Origin of the sequence: Paramicrobacterium chengjingii (assembly GCF_011751765.2) — a bacterium.
GTDB classification, from domain to species: Bacteria; Actinomycetota; Actinomycetes; order Actinomycetales; family Microbacteriaceae; genus Paramicrobacterium; species Paramicrobacterium chengjingii.
This window is the reverse complement of record NZ_CP061169.1, coordinates 2134102-2147714: the sequence shown is the minus strand read 5'-3', so window position 1 is coordinate 2147714 and position 13613 is coordinate 2134102. Positions and strand designations below refer to the sequence as shown.

The 13613-nt window shown below is 63.6% G+C and carries 15 protein-coding genes; 8 read left to right on the top strand and 7 right to left on the bottom strand.

Annotation, left to right across the window (positions count from 1 at the left end):
- Nucleotides 1-101: 101 nt before the first annotated feature.
- Complete coding sequence (locus tag HCR76_RS10485; RefSeq protein ID WP_166992362.1) at nucleotides 102-1424, bottom strand: bifunctional o-acetylhomoserine/o-acetylserine sulfhydrylase; 1323 nt, start codon at nucleotides 1422-1424, stop codon at nucleotides 102-104.
- A 136-nt stretch (nucleotides 1425-1560) separates the two neighbouring features.
- On the opposite strand from HCR76_RS10485, the gene HCR76_RS10480 reads away from it, so the two are divergent.
- From HCR76_RS10480 to HCR76_RS10455, 6 genes are all read left to right on the top strand, one after another.
- Complete coding sequence (locus HCR76_RS10480) at nucleotides 1561-2499, top strand: phosphotransferase family protein (protein ID WP_166992365.1); 939 nt, start codon at nucleotides 1561-1563, stop codon at nucleotides 2497-2499.
- A 9-nt stretch (nucleotides 2500-2508) separates the two neighbouring features.
- The gene (locus HCR76_RS10475; protein ID WP_166992368.1) at nucleotides 2509-3285 is read left to right on the top strand and encodes an SDR family oxidoreductase; all 777 of its coding nucleotides are present in this window, start codon (nucleotides 2509-2511) and stop codon (nucleotides 3283-3285) included.
- Nucleotides 3282-3779, top strand: a complete 498-nt coding sequence (locus HCR76_RS10470; RefSeq protein ID WP_166992371.1) for a phosphoribosyltransferase — start codon at nucleotides 3282-3284, stop codon at nucleotides 3777-3779. The genes HCR76_RS10475 and HCR76_RS10470 overlap by 4 nt, the downstream gene beginning before the upstream one ends.
- Complete coding sequence (locus HCR76_RS10465) at nucleotides 3776-4480, top strand: Type 1 glutamine amidotransferase-like domain-containing protein (RefSeq protein ID WP_166992405.1); 705 nt, start codon at nucleotides 3776-3778, stop codon at nucleotides 4478-4480. The genes HCR76_RS10470 and HCR76_RS10465 overlap by 4 nt, the downstream gene beginning before the upstream one ends.
- 38 nt (nucleotides 4481-4518) lie before the next feature.
- Nucleotides 4519-5172, top strand: coding sequence for a uracil-DNA glycosylase (locus HCR76_RS10460; protein WP_166992651.1), 654 nt, complete (start codon nucleotides 4519-4521; stop codon nucleotides 5170-5172).
- Between the two features lie 144 nt (nucleotides 5173-5316).
- Nucleotides 5317-6738 carry an amidase gene (locus tag HCR76_RS10455; protein WP_166992408.1) on the top strand — a complete coding sequence of 474 codons (1422 nt, stop codon included), beginning with the start codon at nucleotides 5317-5319 and terminating at the stop codon, nucleotides 6736-6738.
- Here the strand turns inward: HCR76_RS10455 and HCR76_RS10450 are convergent, their stop codons facing one another.
- Genes HCR76_RS10450 through HCR76_RS10425 form a run of 6 tightly spaced genes read right to left on the bottom strand, consistent with a single transcriptional unit; the run spans nucleotide 6739 to nucleotide 12562 of the window.
- The gene (locus HCR76_RS10450) at nucleotides 6739-7542 is read right to left on the bottom strand and encodes an ABC transporter ATP-binding protein (protein ID WP_166992411.1); all 804 of its coding nucleotides are present in this window, start codon (nucleotides 7540-7542) and stop codon (nucleotides 6739-6741) included.
- The gene (locus HCR76_RS10445) at nucleotides 7539-8327 is read right to left on the bottom strand and encodes an ATP-binding cassette domain-containing protein (protein ID WP_166992414.1); all 789 of its coding nucleotides are present in this window, start codon (nucleotides 8325-8327) and stop codon (nucleotides 7539-7541) included. Before HCR76_RS10445 ends, HCR76_RS10450 begins: the two co-directional genes overlap by 4 nt.
- Nucleotides 8324-9196, bottom strand: a complete 873-nt coding sequence (locus tag HCR76_RS10440; RefSeq protein WP_166992654.1) for an ABC transporter permease — start codon at nucleotides 9194-9196, stop codon at nucleotides 8324-8326. The genes HCR76_RS10445 and HCR76_RS10440 overlap by 4 nt, the downstream gene beginning before the upstream one ends.
- Complete coding sequence (locus HCR76_RS10435; RefSeq protein WP_166992417.1) at nucleotides 9196-10149, bottom strand: ABC transporter permease; 954 nt, start codon at nucleotides 10147-10149, stop codon at nucleotides 9196-9198. The genes HCR76_RS10440 and HCR76_RS10435 overlap by 1 nt, the downstream gene beginning before the upstream one ends.
- Nucleotides 10146-11636, bottom strand: coding sequence for an ABC transporter substrate-binding protein (locus HCR76_RS10430; protein ID WP_166992420.1), 1491 nt, complete (start codon nucleotides 11634-11636; stop codon nucleotides 10146-10148). Before HCR76_RS10430 ends, HCR76_RS10435 begins: the two co-directional genes overlap by 4 nt.
- Entirely contained in the window at nucleotides 11633-12562 is a 930-nt protein-coding gene (locus tag HCR76_RS10425; protein WP_166992423.1) for an alpha/beta fold hydrolase, read from the bottom strand. Before HCR76_RS10425 ends, HCR76_RS10430 begins: the two co-directional genes overlap by 4 nt.
- A 94-nt stretch (nucleotides 12563-12656) precedes the next feature.
- Between HCR76_RS10425 and HCR76_RS10420 the strand changes: the two genes are divergently transcribed.
- Both HCR76_RS10420 and HCR76_RS10415 read left to right on the top strand, forming a co-directional pair.
- Nucleotides 12657-13118, top strand: a complete 462-nt coding sequence (locus HCR76_RS10420) for a carboxymuconolactone decarboxylase family protein (RefSeq protein WP_166992426.1) — start codon at nucleotides 12657-12659, stop codon at nucleotides 13116-13118.
- A gap of 25 nt (nucleotides 13119-13143) precedes the next feature.
- Nucleotides 13144-13611 carry an SIP domain-containing protein gene (locus tag HCR76_RS10415; protein ID WP_235934290.1) on the top strand — a complete coding sequence of 156 codons (468 nt, stop codon included), beginning with the start codon at nucleotides 13144-13146 and terminating at the stop codon, nucleotides 13609-13611.
- Nucleotides 13612-13613 lie beyond the last annotated feature (2 nt).

Here is a 13613-nt window from a genome sequence, read left to right as displayed (position 1 = left end):
TCCTGCCTGAGCGCGCGGGCATTGTTACAGTGGCGGCCTCTGCGACCTGTATGGACAGAGAGGGGCGGATGCTGACAGCATCCGCCCCTCTCTTGGTCGACTCAGCGTGCAGCCTGTGTCACCTCGCGAGCCGTGGTGAATGCCTGCTCGAGGTCGGCCTTGAGGTCATCAAGGTTCTCGAGCCCAACGGACAGACGAACAAGGCCCGGAGTGACGCCGGCCGTGAGCTGCTGCTCGGGCGAGAGCTGTGAGTGCGTTGTCGACGCCGGGTGGATGACCAGCGAGCGCACGTCTCCGATGTTGGCCAGGTGCGAGAACAGTTGAAGGCTGTTCACGAAGGCGCGACCGGCATCCGCACCGCCCTTGAGCTCGAACGAGAGCACCGCACCGACACCCTTGGGCGCATAGTGGTTTGCCTTCTCGTACCACGGGCTCGAGGGCAGGCCAGAGTAGCTCACGCTCGCGATGTCCGGGTGCGCCTCAAGCCACTCGGCGATCTCCTGAGCATTCTGCACGTGGCGCTCAATGCGCAGCGACAGCGTTTCGATTCCCTGAATGAGCTGCCAGGCGCTCGCCGGAGCAATTGCCGAGCCGAGGTCGCGCAGCAGCTGCACGCGCGCCTTGATGATGTAGGCGATCGAATCGCCGAGGACCGTCGTGTAACTCGCACCGTGGTACGACGGGTCGGGCTCGGTCAGACCGGGGAACTTGTCGACGTGTTTCGACCATTCGAACTTTCCGCCGTCGACGATGACGCCGCCGATGACCGTGCCGTGACCGCCAAGGAACTTCGTGGCCGAGTGCACAACGATGTCTGCGCCGTGGTCGAGAGGGCGAATGAGGTACGGAGTCGCGATTGTGTTGTCGACAATCAGCGGAACATCGTTGGAGTGAGCGACATCGGCGACACCGGAGATGTCCAGCACATTGATGCGCGGGTTTCCGATCGTCTCGGCGAACAGGGCCTTGGTGTTGGGGCGAATGGCACGGCGCCACTCCTCGAGGTCGTCCTGGTCTTCGACGAACGTCACCTCGATGCCGAGCTTGGCGAGCGTGTACTTGAACAAGTTATACGTTCCGCCGTAGATCGACGACGAGGAGACGATGTGGTCGCCGGCCTGGGCGATATTGAGAATCGAGAACGTCGATGCGGCCTGGCCGGACGCGAGCAGCAGTGCTCCCGTTCCGCCTTCGAGGGCTGCCATGCGCTGCTCGACGACGTCTTGAGTCGGGTTCTGAATGCGCGTGTAGATATTGCCGAACTCGGCGAGGGCGAAGAGGTTCTTCGCGTGCTCCGTGTTGTCGAACACGTAGCTCGTTGTCTGGTAGATCGGGGTCGCACGCGCTTTCGTTACAGGGTCTGGGGCAGCGCCCGCGTGGATCTGAATGGTCTCGAACTTCCAGTCCGATTGTGCGTCTGTCATGAGTGTCCTCTGTCGTCGGGTTTCGCCGCCACCGGGGCGGCCATACACCTGAGAGTACGCAAGCCGTGGGCCAGCTGGCCAGTGCCGGTGAAACATGACGTCATGTTCACGTGATGCGCGCCGCTAGAATCTGCAGATGGATGCTGCCACTCAGACACGCCAGCTCTGGACCGACCTGCCCGAGTCGCTCACAGCGCGCATCGGCGCAGTGCTCGGAGACGTCGTCTCTGCCGAGAGCCAGCCTCGTGGCTTCTCAACTGGCGTTGCCGCACGCGTGGTGACGTCGACGGGCGGCCGTGCGTTCGTCAAGGCGGCTGACCGCCGACGGAATGCGGGCACTGTCGACCTGCATCGGCGTGAGGCGAGCATCCTCGGAACCGTGCCTCTCGGGCCCGCCGCACCGCAGCTGATCGGAACCGCAGAAGACAAGAACTGGTTCGCTATCGTGGTCGAAGATATCGAGGGGCGCCATCCGGGCGTGCGCGCGGGCGACACGGTGCGCGTGCTCGATGCTCTGCACGCGCTGCCTCCGCTCACGCGTGACTACGGTCTCCCTGTCGCAGCCGAGGCGGAAGCAGAGGCTATGCAGGGCTGGCACCAACTCGACGGTGCATCGAACGACGTGGTCCCGCCCTGGGCCGAGCGTCATCGGGCCGTGCTCGCCGCGTGCGCCGACGGTGTGGCGGAAGCACTGCGTGGCGAGTCACTTCAGCACGTCGATACGAGAGACGACAACATCCTGATCGAGCACGATGGCACCGTGCGCATCATCGACTGGCCGTGGGCGAGCATCGGCTGCGGCTGGTTCGACGCCCTCGGCTACCTGATCGACGCTCGCATGCGCGGTGAACCGATCGACACCGATGCGCTGCTCGGGCAGCATCCGGTCTTCGCTAACGCACGCGAGGAGAACATCACTGCCGTGCTCGCCGGACTCGCCGGGCATTTTCTCGACAAGGCACGCCGGCCGGCTCCGCCATTCATGCCGTCCCTCAGAAAGTTCCAGCGCGCCGAGGGGCTCACGGCGCTCACTTGGGCATGCGAGCGAGTGGAGCGCGCGCCCCGCACCAAATAAGCTTGAGCTATGACCTTTCGCCGCGCCGTCGTCACAGGAGCAAGTTCGGGTATCGGATGGGCGACTGTCGCTCACTTGGTCGACCGCGGGTGGAACGTCGTCGGAGTCGCCAGACGAGCTGATCGCCTCGACGAATTGAAGAACGCGACTGGCGCAGACGTGCGGGTATGCGATGTCACCGTGCAATCAGACGTCGACGCGCTCGCCGCATACGTCGCCGAGTCGGGCGGCGCCGATGCGCTGGTCAGCAACGCGGGCGGCGCGCTTGGGCTCGCCACGGTCGAAGAGTCCGACGTTGACGATTGGGCGCGCATGTTCGACGTGAACGTGCTCGGCACAAAGCGCGTTGTCTCCGCGCTGCTGCCGGTGCTGCGCACCTCGATTGAGCCGGGAAACGCAGCATCCCTTCTCGCTGTCACCTCCATCGCCGGGCAGGTCGCCTACGAGAAGGGAGGAGGGTACAACGCTGCAAAGTTCGCGCAGCGCGCCCTATTGCAGGTTCTCCGTCTCGAACTCGCAGGCGAGCCGATTCGCGTCATCGATGTGGCTCCCGGCCTCGTGCATACCGAGGAATTTTCCCTTGTCCGGCTCGGCGGAGACAAGGCGGCGGCGGATGCTGTCTACGCTGATGTGCCGCATCCGCTCACCGCCGACGACATCGCCGAGACCATCGCGCACTCGCTCGAACTGCCCTCGCATGTCAACATCGATCAGGTCACGGTGAAACCTGTCGCGCAGGCGGCTCCGCACAAACTCGTCAGAGGAGAGTTGAAGGTAACAACATGAGCCAAGAACGTGAAGTACTCACGTGGAACGACTTCGGCGAGGCATCGCGCGACCTGGCTCGCCAGGTGCTGGACGGCGGATCTCGGCCCGACATCGTTGTCGCGGTCGCCAGGGGAGGGCTGCTGCTCGCGGGAGCCATTGCGTATGCTCTCGGCACCAAAAGCTGCGGCAGCATCAACGTGGAGTTCTACACCGACATCCATGAGACGCTGCCCGAGCCTGTTGTTCTGCCACCCGCTCTCGATGCCCCGAGTCTCAGCGGCAAGCGCGTGCTGCTCGTCGACGACGTCTCTGATTCGGGCAAGACTCTCGCGCTCGTGGTCGAGCTTCTCGGCAAGCACGGAGCAGAGGTGCGCTCGGTGACCCTGTACTCGAAGCCGCGCACCGTTCTCGAACCGGATTTCGTGTGGCGCCGCACCGACAAATGGATCACGTTTCCGTGGTCCGCGCTGCCGCCAGTGGACGCTGAGCCGAGTGTGGAGGCCACAGCGTGAGCATCTACCTGAGCGGGGGAGGCGAGGCACCGCTTCTCGAGTTCGTGGCGGATGCCGCGCGCAGCAGCGCTCGCCGAGATGCCGCGGTGCCGCGCATCGCCCTGATCTACACCGGCAGGGAATATCGAAAGACGCGACCGGACGAAATCGTTGACGCCCTGACCGCTGCTGGCGAGTGCGAACCGGTTGTTTGCGAGTACGACGCGACACACGATGCAGTTCTCGCCGACCTCGTCGACATCGACGCGGTGTATGTTTCGGGCGGTGACGCCCGCGAGTACCTGCGGGTGCTGCACCCCATCATCGGTGAGATCAGACGTCGCGTTGCCGAGGGCACGCCGTATTTCGGCACCTCGGCTGGTGCTCTCATCGCCGCGGACAAGGCACTCGTTGCCGGGCACAGCATCGGTGGTGTGCCGGTCTCGCCCCCGACGATCAGCTCGAACGACAGCGAACTCGAGATCGCCGAGGGGATCGGTCTGGTCGACATTACGATCGACGTGCACGCTGCGCAGTGGGGAACCGTTTCGAGGCTCATCGCCGCGACAGAAGCGGGTCTCGTGAACGGTGGAGTCGCGATTGATGAAAACACGGCGCTTGTTGTCACGGATGGCGGTCTGACGGTCGTCGGCAGCGGAAGCATCTGGCAGGTGATCCCGGGTGAACACGGCGTCAACGTCGCCACGGCGGCTGCGTCGTGAGCCCGCTTACGCTTCCAGAACTGGCAGCATCCGGCGCTATGGATTCGGGCTGGGCCGAAGCCCTCGCCCCTGTGGCAGGCACCATCGCGCAGATGGGTGACTTTCTGCGCGCAGAGACTGCGGAGGGCCGAGGGTACCTGCCTCACGGACATCAGGTGCTGCGTGCCTTCGAGCAGCCGCTCGCCGCGGTGCGAGTGCTGATTGTCGGCCAAGACCCGTACCCCACACCCGGGCACCCCATTGGACTGTCCTTCGCCGTCGATCCGCACGTGCGCCCACTGCCGCGCAGCTTGCAGAACATCTACCGCGAGCTGAATGATGATCTCGGCATTCCGCCCGCTGCAACCGGTGATCTCACCGCGTGGGCACGCAGCGGCGTCATGCTGCTCAACCGCGTGCTGACCGTGACGCCCGGATCGCCCGCCTCCCATCGCGGCAAGGGATGGGAGTCCGTGACCGAGCACGCGATCCGTGTTCTCGTCGAACGCGATGCTCCGCTCGTCGCGCTGCTGTGGGGTCGTGACGCGCAGAACCTCACCCAGATGCTCGGTAACACCCCGATCGTTTCGAGCGCCCATCCCAGCCCGCTCTCGGCATCGCGTGGATTCTTCGGTTCGCGCCCGTTCTCGCGCGTGAACGAACTCCTCGAGAAGCAGGGTTCCTCGCCCGTGGACTGGCGTGTCGCCCCGTGATTCATGTGGCCCATATGTCGCCGCGCGGCACCTGTGCGGGCTCTATGGGCCGCATGAAATGTGGCCGAGGAGCGTGTCCCGGGGGGGGGTGAGCTCCGGCGACGGCTTCAGGCGCAGCGTGGCCGAAGTCGGTAGCCTCGGAACATGGCAGAACTTCACGATCTGACCGCCCTCGACCTCTGGGCGGCACTGCAGCGAGGCGACACGACCCCCATGGAGGTTGCCGACCATGCTCTTGAGCGTGCGGCACAGTGTGACCCTGACATCGGCGCGTTCGTGACGGTGACTGCGGATGCTGCGCGGCAACGCGCGCGCGAGCTCGAGAGGTCCGCTGACCGGACGGCGTTGCTGTGGGGCTTGCCCCTCGCCGACAAGGATCTTGTAAACAGAGAAGGGGTTCCCACTGGGTTCGGTTCGCGCCTGTTTCAGGGGAGCGTGGCTCCGGCATCCGACGAACTCGTGAAGGTTCTGGATGCAGCGGGTGCCATCAGCATCGGCAAGACGGCAACCCCGGAGTTCGGACTTGCCGGCTACACCGAACCCCTCGCCACCGGGCCCGTTCGCAATCCGTGGGATCGTACGCGTGGCGTCGGCGGATCAAGCGGGGGAGCCGCAGCGGCCGTGGCAGCGCGGATTCTGCCGTTTGCGCCCGGAAGTGATGGCGGGGGATCGATACGCATTCCCGCTGCGGCATGCGGGCTCGTCGGAATCAAACCGTCGCGAGGGCTGATCCCGTCGGCCAGTGGCGTGACCTCGCTCGGAGGGCTCTCTGTCGGGGGCGCTCTCGCGCGCACCGTCGCCGATTCGGCTCTACTGGTCGACGCCATGATCGGTCGGGAGAACGGCCGCATTCCACATCATTACGCATTGCGGGCGCCCGATGGCAACGACGGGGACCTGCTCGGCGCAGCCGTGCGTGGCGAGGGGCGCTTTCAGCTCGGCATCCTGACGAATACGCCGTTCGATGACGAGCTCGACATCGTCATCGACCCCGCCGCGACGGCGGCCGTCAGCGAGGCTGCCAACCGCTACACGAATATGGGGCACGGCATCGAGGAGTTCACGCTCGAGCACGACGGCCGTTACGGAGAGCGCTTCCGTGCGCTCTGGCACGCGTCTGCCGCCTCGCTGCCCGTCGACGGCGCGCAGCTCACGAAGCTTGAGCCTCTCACGCGGCACCTTGTTGAGCGGGGGCGGGGGATCAGCGCCCGACAACTGATCGAGACGCTGGGAGCCCTCACGGAGTTTGAGCGCAGCGTGATCGAGCAGTTCTTCCGATTCGACGCTGTGATGACGCCGACGCTCGCACTCACGCCTCGCCCGCTCGGCTGGTTTGACGCCCACGACCCCGAGCACAATTTCCGGCAGCAGTGCGAGTACGAGCCGTTCACCTCGTTCGTGAATGTTGCAGGTCTTCCGGCAATCACGCTTCCGGTGGGCGAGACGCCCGACGGTCTCCCGATGGGAGTGCAGCTAATCGGCAGGCCGGGAGGCGAGGCGACGCTTTTCGCTCTCGGCGCTCAGCTCGAGCGCAGCATCCGGTGGCAGTACCGCGCGCCCGCGTAATCAGCCGTCGGTCGGCGCCTCGGGAAGGTCGAGCACGGGAACGGCGTCGAGAAGCCGCTGCGTGTACGTATGCTGGGGGTGGCTGAGCACCTGCGGAGTCTCACCTGCCTCGACAATGCGTCCGTCGGTCATGACGGCAACCTGCTCGCACAGGTCACGAACGACTCCGATGTCGTGTGAGACGAGCACGAGAGTGAGTCCGAGCTGTTCTTTGAGCCCTGCGAGCAGTTCGAGAATCTGGGCACGCACGGTGACATCGAGGGCGCTCACAGGCTCGTCGCCGACGAGCATGCATGGATTGTGCACGATAGCCCGTGCCAGGGCAATGCGCTGGCGTTGACCACCCGAGAACTCGTGTGGATACCGGCCTGTCATCTCGACATCCAATCCCACCTGTTCCAGGACCTCACGCACGCGGGCACGATGGTCTCCCTGTATGCGCAGCCCCCACAGAGGTTCAGCGACGATGCGCCCCACCGTCATGCGGGGGTCGAGCGACGCGTACGGATCTTGAAAAACCATGCCCGTCTGCCGTCGAAACCATGTTGCCTGCCTACCTCGGGTAACGCGGCGGCCACGAAACTCGACGACGCCACTTGTCGGCGCATCGAGCGCGAGCATCAGACGAACCAGCGTCGATTTGCCTGAACCGGACTCACCGATGATGCCGAGCGAATGGCCCTCCTCGATCTCGAGACTCGTACTCTGCAGCGCATGGGTGACGGTGCGCGGCGCAAAAGCAGAGTCGCGCCGATTGGCGAAGTCGCGGGTGAGGCCAGAGATCCGGATGAGAGGAGTGTTCACGGCGCCTCCGGTTTCGTCCAGCTCGTTGCCCGTGCGGCATCCACGATTGTCTTGGTAACCGCAGATTGCGGAGCGATGAGGAGATCGTTGACGGCGCCTGCCTCTGCGACGTTGCCACGATCAAGAACGATTGCGGTGTCGACGATCGACTGCAGAACTGCCAGATCGTGGGTGATGAAGACGAGTGAGGTACCCAGCGTGCTGACGATGCGCTCGAAGAGGTCGAGAATCTCGGCTTGAATCGTGACGTCGAGCGCCGTCGTCGGTTCATCGGCAATGAGCAGCTGGGGCCGCGCCGCTAGCGCAATCGCGATTCCCACCCGCTGACGCTGACCGCCGGAGAGCTGGTGAGGGTAGCGCGAGAGCACGGTCTCCGGGTCGTTCAGCGCGACAAGCCGCGCGAGATCGAGCGCTCGTGCTCTGCAGTGGGAACGACTCAAGTGCTCGTGAATACGCACGGGCTCGACGATCTGGCGACCGATGGTGCGAATGGGGTTAAGGGCAGTGCGCGGCTCCTGAAAGACCATTCCGATGCGGGATCCGCGTACCCGGGCAAGTTCTTTGTCTGGCAGGCCGAGAAGCTCACGACCATCGAGACGGATGCTTCCGGTAGCCGTCGCTGCCTCGGGCAGCAGTCCGAGCACAGCAAGCGCAGTCATCGACTTTCCCGAACCGGACTCGCCGATAATGCCGAGCCGACCACCATCACCCACGGCGAACGACACGTGGTCGACGACAGTGCGACCGCCGATGGTGATCGTCAGATCGCGAACGCTGAGACTCATGCGGTGATCACCTCCGCACGTCCGAGGCGCGGGTCGGTGGCATCGCGCAGGCCATCGCCCAGGAGATTGAACCCGAGTACGGTCACGGTAATGGCAATGCCCGGCCACACGACCGAGAGTGGATGGATGCCGATGTAACTCTGCAGCTCCGCAAGCACACGGCCCCATGACGGGGTCGAGACGGGGGCCCCGTACCCGAGGTACGAGAGTCCGGTCTCTGCGAGAACCGCAACTGCCATGCACCACGACAGCTGAACGATGAACACGGGCGCGACATTCGGAAGTACGTGTCGTGTGAGGTTGCGCACGGGGCCGAGACCTGCTGCGACACCGGCCGTCACATACTCGGACCGCGAGACACGGCGAATCTCTGGGCGGGACACCCGGCCGATGTTGACGCCGAAGCTGATGCCGACGGCAAGGATCACCACCATGATGGAGCCGCCGAATGCCGAGGCGAGCATCATCGCGATGAGGAGCGTAGGGAAGGCAATCAAAATGTCGATGAAAACGGCGACGATCTCGCGGAACCACCGCGCAGTGAGCGCACCGAGTGTCGCGAAGACGACGCCGACGATCGCGGCGACGACAGACGAGCCGACCGCCACCTGCAGAGTGACCCGTGAACCGGCGAGAAGCACGCTGAAGATGTCGCGGCCGATGTTGTCTGTGCCGAGCATGTTCTGCGGCGACGGCGACTGCCATTTGGCCAGCACATCAGTGTGCACCGGGTCGTACGGGGTCCAGATGAGCGAGAGGGCCGCGCAGAGCACGAGGATTGTCGTCGACACGAGCCCGAAGACTCCGGAGGGACTGCGCAGAAGGGAGCGTACCCAGCCGGGGCGTCTGGTGGGTGGAGTCGTTGTCATCATGCCCCCGACTCTCTCTGCCGTGGATCGATCATGCGAGCGACAATGTCGACAGCCGTGCCGATCACGAGCACAAGACCGGTCATGACGAGAACATCTCCCTGCACCTTCTCGAGATCCCGATTTCCCACATCGGACACCAGCATCCGCCCGATTCCGGGAAGGTTGAAGAGCTGTTCGATGATCACCGCGCCGACGAGTAGGCCGGCAATCTGAAGGGCGAGCACCGAGACGACGGTGAGCGCGACGTTCGGCATACCGTGAGTGATCAGCGCGCGGGTGCGAGTGAGACCCTTCGCGGCTGCCGTGCGCACGTAGTCCTGTCCGAGAGCTTCGAGGGCTGCCGATCGGATGAAACGGAGTAGTACCGCTCCTTCTACGACGCCGATCGTGAGCGCGGGGAGGAGCAGTGAATAGAGTGCTCGCCCCGGTTCCTCCCAACCGACTCGGGGAAACCCCTGCGGCGGAAACCAGCCGAGGCCGACGGCGAACACGACAACGAGCAGCATCCCCGCCCACACGACGGGAACGGCGGCGATCGCCTGCGACACCATGCTCAGAGCAGAGCCTGTGACGCTGCGGTGCTTGAGCGCGGACAGGATTCCGAGCGGGATCGCGATGACGAGTGCGATCGCCAACGCAAGCAGAGCAAGCGGAATCGTCACCTGCGACTTCTCGAGAACCTCGGATGAGACGGTGGCACCCGTCAGCATTGACCGACCGAGGTCTCCGGTCAGGATGCCGGAAAGCCAATCGACGTACTGAGCAAAGAGCGGCCTGTCGAGACCAAGCGATTCCCGGATTGCCTGCACTTGTTCCGGGGTCCCATCTGTGCCCGCGATAACCTGCGCAACGTCTCCAGGGAGAACCCGAAGCGTCACGAAAATCAGCGCGCTCGCGACGAGCAGCCCGACAATGAGTAGGGCAAGGCGGGTGAGGACGAACCGAATCACGCGGCCACAGAGAGCGTACTGAGATCGAGCCGGGCATTAGGGGAGTCCGTGGGGAACCCCGAAATGCCGTCGGCGATGGCCGTGAGCGTGAGCGCGTTGTAGAGCCAATCGGCAGCGTGGTCTTCAGCGACGATGCGGGCTGCCTCACTGAGCTTCTGCTCGGCGACTTCAGGATCGGTGGCCCGCACTGATTCTGCGTACAGCTTCTGAACGTCAGCATTGTCGTAGCCGAAGTAGTAGTCCGGGTTAGCCCAATTGCCGAAGTCACGTGGTTCAAGGTGGTCGACGAAACTGAGGTCATAGTCGTGGTTCGTGTATGCATCGTTCAGCCACGTGGAGAACTCGACGGAGTCGACGGTGAGGGTGACTCCGATCTGCTTGTAGGCAGACACCAGCAGATTTGCGACTGTCGTTCCATAGATATTGGGGACTGTGAGAGTCAGCGACAGATTGTCAATGCCGGCTTCGTCCAGCAGACTCTTCGCCTTCTTGGGGTCGTACGGGCGAAGCGACGTGAGATCTTCGTAGCCCGGGTCGAGCGGAGGAATCGGTCCGCCCATTTCGACACCGGCACCTCCGATCGCATCGATGACAGCAGCATGATCGACAGCGAGCTGCAGTGCCTGCCGCACGCGCACGTCATCGAGGGGCTTGCGTGCATTGTTGAACGCAAGCGTGTATTTGTCCGTCGTCTTTCCCTCATGCACGGTGAAGTCCGTGTCGTCGAACTGAGTTCTGAGGTTCGGGTCCACGGCGGTGAGCACGTCGAGGTCTCCTGCAAGCGCCGCGTTCACTCCGGCCGTGGTATCACCGATGTAGACGAGCACAACCTCGCTCACGGCAGCGGAATCGCCCCAGTAATCATCGTTGCGTGCAAGGGTGATGGAGTCGCCTTGCTTCCACTCTTCAAGAGTGAAGGGGCCAGAGCCGTTTGCGGTGGACGAGAGATCGTTGTCGGCGTCCTTATCGAGCACCAGGCCTGCACGGCCAGTGAGGTTCCAGAGCAGGTTTGAGTCGGGCTCCGAGAGGGTCAGAGTGACAGTGTTGTCGTTCGGCGCCTCGATCGTCGTAACGGACTCGAGCAGTTCGTGATCACGAAGCTCCGGGTCGTCTTTCACCTGGGTGAGCGACCAGACGACGTCGTCGACGGTCAGCGGGTCGCCATTGTGGAAGGTGATGCCGTCGTTGATCTCGAATGTATAGGTGAGCCCGTCGTCGCTGACCTCGTGCGACGACGCAATGGTGTCGACGATCTCGCCCTTTGGCGTGCGTGAGACCAACCCCTCGTAAACGTTATCGATGAGAACCTGATCGAGGGCAGCTCCCGATGTGCGTCGAATGTCGAGGTCTGTGGGTTCCAGCACGAGACCGACGGTGACAGTCGCGTCTCCGACTGGCCCGTTTTTTCCATCGCCTTGGTTGCCGCAGCCGCTCAGCAGCAGTGCCGAAGCGGCGACGATGCCGATGATGGCAGAACGGGTTCTCATTCGAGCGTTGTCCTTTCCGTGGTGATGCGGGTGTTACACGTTCCACTCATCTCTGCGACGATTCGGGCGAGTGCCACAGGATCATCCTCTTGAACATTGTGCCCTGTGTCGATTTCAATGACGCGCGAGTCGGGTAGGTGCGCCGAGAACGCCTGCGTGAGAGCGTCGTCCACAAAGCCGCGCTGCGCGCGCACCAGCCATACGGGAACAGAGAGACTCTCCAGGGCATTCCAGAGTCGTGTCCTGTCTGATGTGAGGGAGGGCTGAAGCCCGCCGAGGTGAGCCAAATGATGGGAGAACACCACGCGGCCGTCGTCCCGTCGTCGCGTGTTCAGCGCAACGCCGCGCGCGACGGACTCTCGGGAGACTCCGATTCCCGCCGCTCGGGCTCCATCCACGATCTCGTCGCGAGTGGCGAAGTCGTGTGGTCCGGCGAGAAACGTGGCGACCGGCGAGGCGGCCTCCTTCGAGACATCCGGCGTGATGTCGACTAGGAGCAGTCCGGTCGTTGCGGAATCGTGCGCGGCGAGGAGCGCAGCAGCCAGACCTCCAAGTGACTGGCCCACCAGGATATGACGCCCGCTCAGCCGATCGACGACCGGTGCGAGGGCAGCGGAGACACTCGCAGGACGGTAATCTGCGTCGTCGCGCCACTCGGAGTCGCCGTGACCAGGTAGATCGACAGCGATGGCCGGAGCGGCGAGCGAGGCGGCGGTCGCATCCCAGGTGTGCGCGTTCAGTGCAGCACCATGTAGGAACACGACGTCAGGCGTGCCCGTGCCGTATCGAATGACGCCGAGTCGTCGGCCGTCATCGTCGACGTCGTGCACCCGAATCGCGGGAATAAGTGGAAGGGGGATGCCGAACTCGGCGGCCTCCTCCGCGCGAAATCGAAACTCGTCAGTGCTCTGGGCTGTGTTTGCCATGATGATGATTCCTCACACCAATCGTGCCAGCGGCCGAGGGTGTTCAGCGGGCAGGCTGGTGCTCGCCTGGGCATCCTGACTAGAGTTGTGATGCATGGCCCCATCATCTCGCATTCATCCGTCGCGAACACATCGTGACGCGTATGCAGCGTTAAAGAAGCTGTCGAGCACCGTTGCCGAAATCGCGTCAGACAATGATCTCGATCCGGTCCTCGTGGAGCTCGTTCAGCTGCGTGCATCGCAGATCAACGGGTGTGCATACTGCCTGGACGTTCATTCGCGTTCCCTTGTGAAACTCGGTGAGTCCCCTCAGCGCATCGCGGTTCTGTCGACGTGGCAGGAAGCCGGCCTATACTCTCCGCGGGAGTGCGCGGCACTGAGGCTTACTGAGGCAGTGACACTCATTCACGATGGGCAGCTTCCGGACGCGGTTTATCGTGAAGCGACAGAGATCTTCACCGCGGAACAATATGCTGCTCTCGTGTGGGTGATCGTGGCGATCAACTCGTTCAATCGTGTCGCGATCGCCGGTCGGTACCCCATCGAGCCCGCCTGAAGTTAGGTGTGGCTATACTAAGTAGATGATGAACGAGACTCGAACCCGAAGCGTCGGTGCACACGCGCGACGAGATGCACGAGGCCTCGGTCACATTTATCTGCTCATGGCAGACGAGTCGACATTGCCCGAGCTTGACGCAGCGATACAAACGCTTCCGTACTGTGCTCGCGGGCGAATCTTCATCGAAGTCGACGGTGCCGCCGACGTCGCCGTCATCGAAGCGCCGACGCGAATGACCGTCACCTGGCTGACGCGTCGTACTCGGTCTGGCGCTCCGGGCAGCGGAACGGCCTGCGCAACAGGCGAAGCGATGAGCCGAGCCGTCAATGCATGGTCAGATGAGATGCTCTACGCATCAACGGACACACCGCACATCTGGCTGGGCGGTCACTATCGAGGGGTGTCTGCCGTGCACGAGCACCTTGTCTCCGATCTTGACGTGGCTCCGGAACGGATCGTGACACCCGCACCATACCGATTGAACACTTGAGC

Bases quoted from the DNA above. Each gene is read 5' to 3' on its own strand.
- HCR76_RS10485 (WP_166992362.1), bottom strand. From the start codon at position 1,424: ATGACAGACGCACAATCGGACTGGAAGTTCGAGACCATTCAGATCCAC.
- HCR76_RS10480 (WP_166992365.1), top strand. From the start codon at position 1,561: ATGGATGCTGCCACTCAGACACGCCAGCTCTGGACCGACCTGCCCGAG.
- HCR76_RS10475 (WP_166992368.1), top strand. From the start codon at position 2,509: ATGACCTTTCGCCGCGCCGTCGTCACAGGAGCAAGTTCGGGTATCGGA.
- HCR76_RS10470 (WP_166992371.1), top strand. From the start codon at position 3,282: ATGAGCCAAGAACGTGAAGTACTCACGTGGAACGACTTCGGCGAGGCA.
- HCR76_RS10460 (WP_166992651.1), top strand. From the start codon at position 4,519: ATGGATTCGGGCTGGGCCGAAGCCCTCGCCCCTGTGGCAGGCACCATC.
- HCR76_RS10455 (WP_166992408.1), top strand. From the start codon at position 5,317: ATGGCAGAACTTCACGATCTGACCGCCCTCGACCTCTGGGCGGCACTG.
- HCR76_RS10445 (WP_166992414.1), bottom strand. From the start codon at position 8,327: ATGAGTCTCAGCGTTCGCGATCTGACGATCACCATCGGCGGTCGCACT.
- HCR76_RS10440 (WP_166992654.1), bottom strand. From the start codon at position 9,196: ATGACAACGACTCCACCCACCAGACGCCCCGGCTGGGTACGCTCCCTT.
- HCR76_RS10430 (WP_166992420.1), bottom strand. From the start codon at position 11,636: ATGAGAACCCGTTCTGCCATCATCGGCATCGTCGCCGCTTCGGCACTG.
- HCR76_RS10425 (WP_166992423.1), bottom strand. From the start codon at position 12,562: ATGGCAAACACAGCCCAGAGCACTGACGAGTTTCGATTTCGCGCGGAG.
- HCR76_RS10420 (WP_166992426.1), top strand. From the start codon at position 12,657: ATGGCCCCATCATCTCGCATTCATCCGTCGCGAACACATCGTGACGCG.
- HCR76_RS10415 (WP_235934290.1), top strand. From the start codon at position 13,144: ATGATGAACGAGACTCGAACCCGAAGCGTCGGTGCACACGCGCGACGA.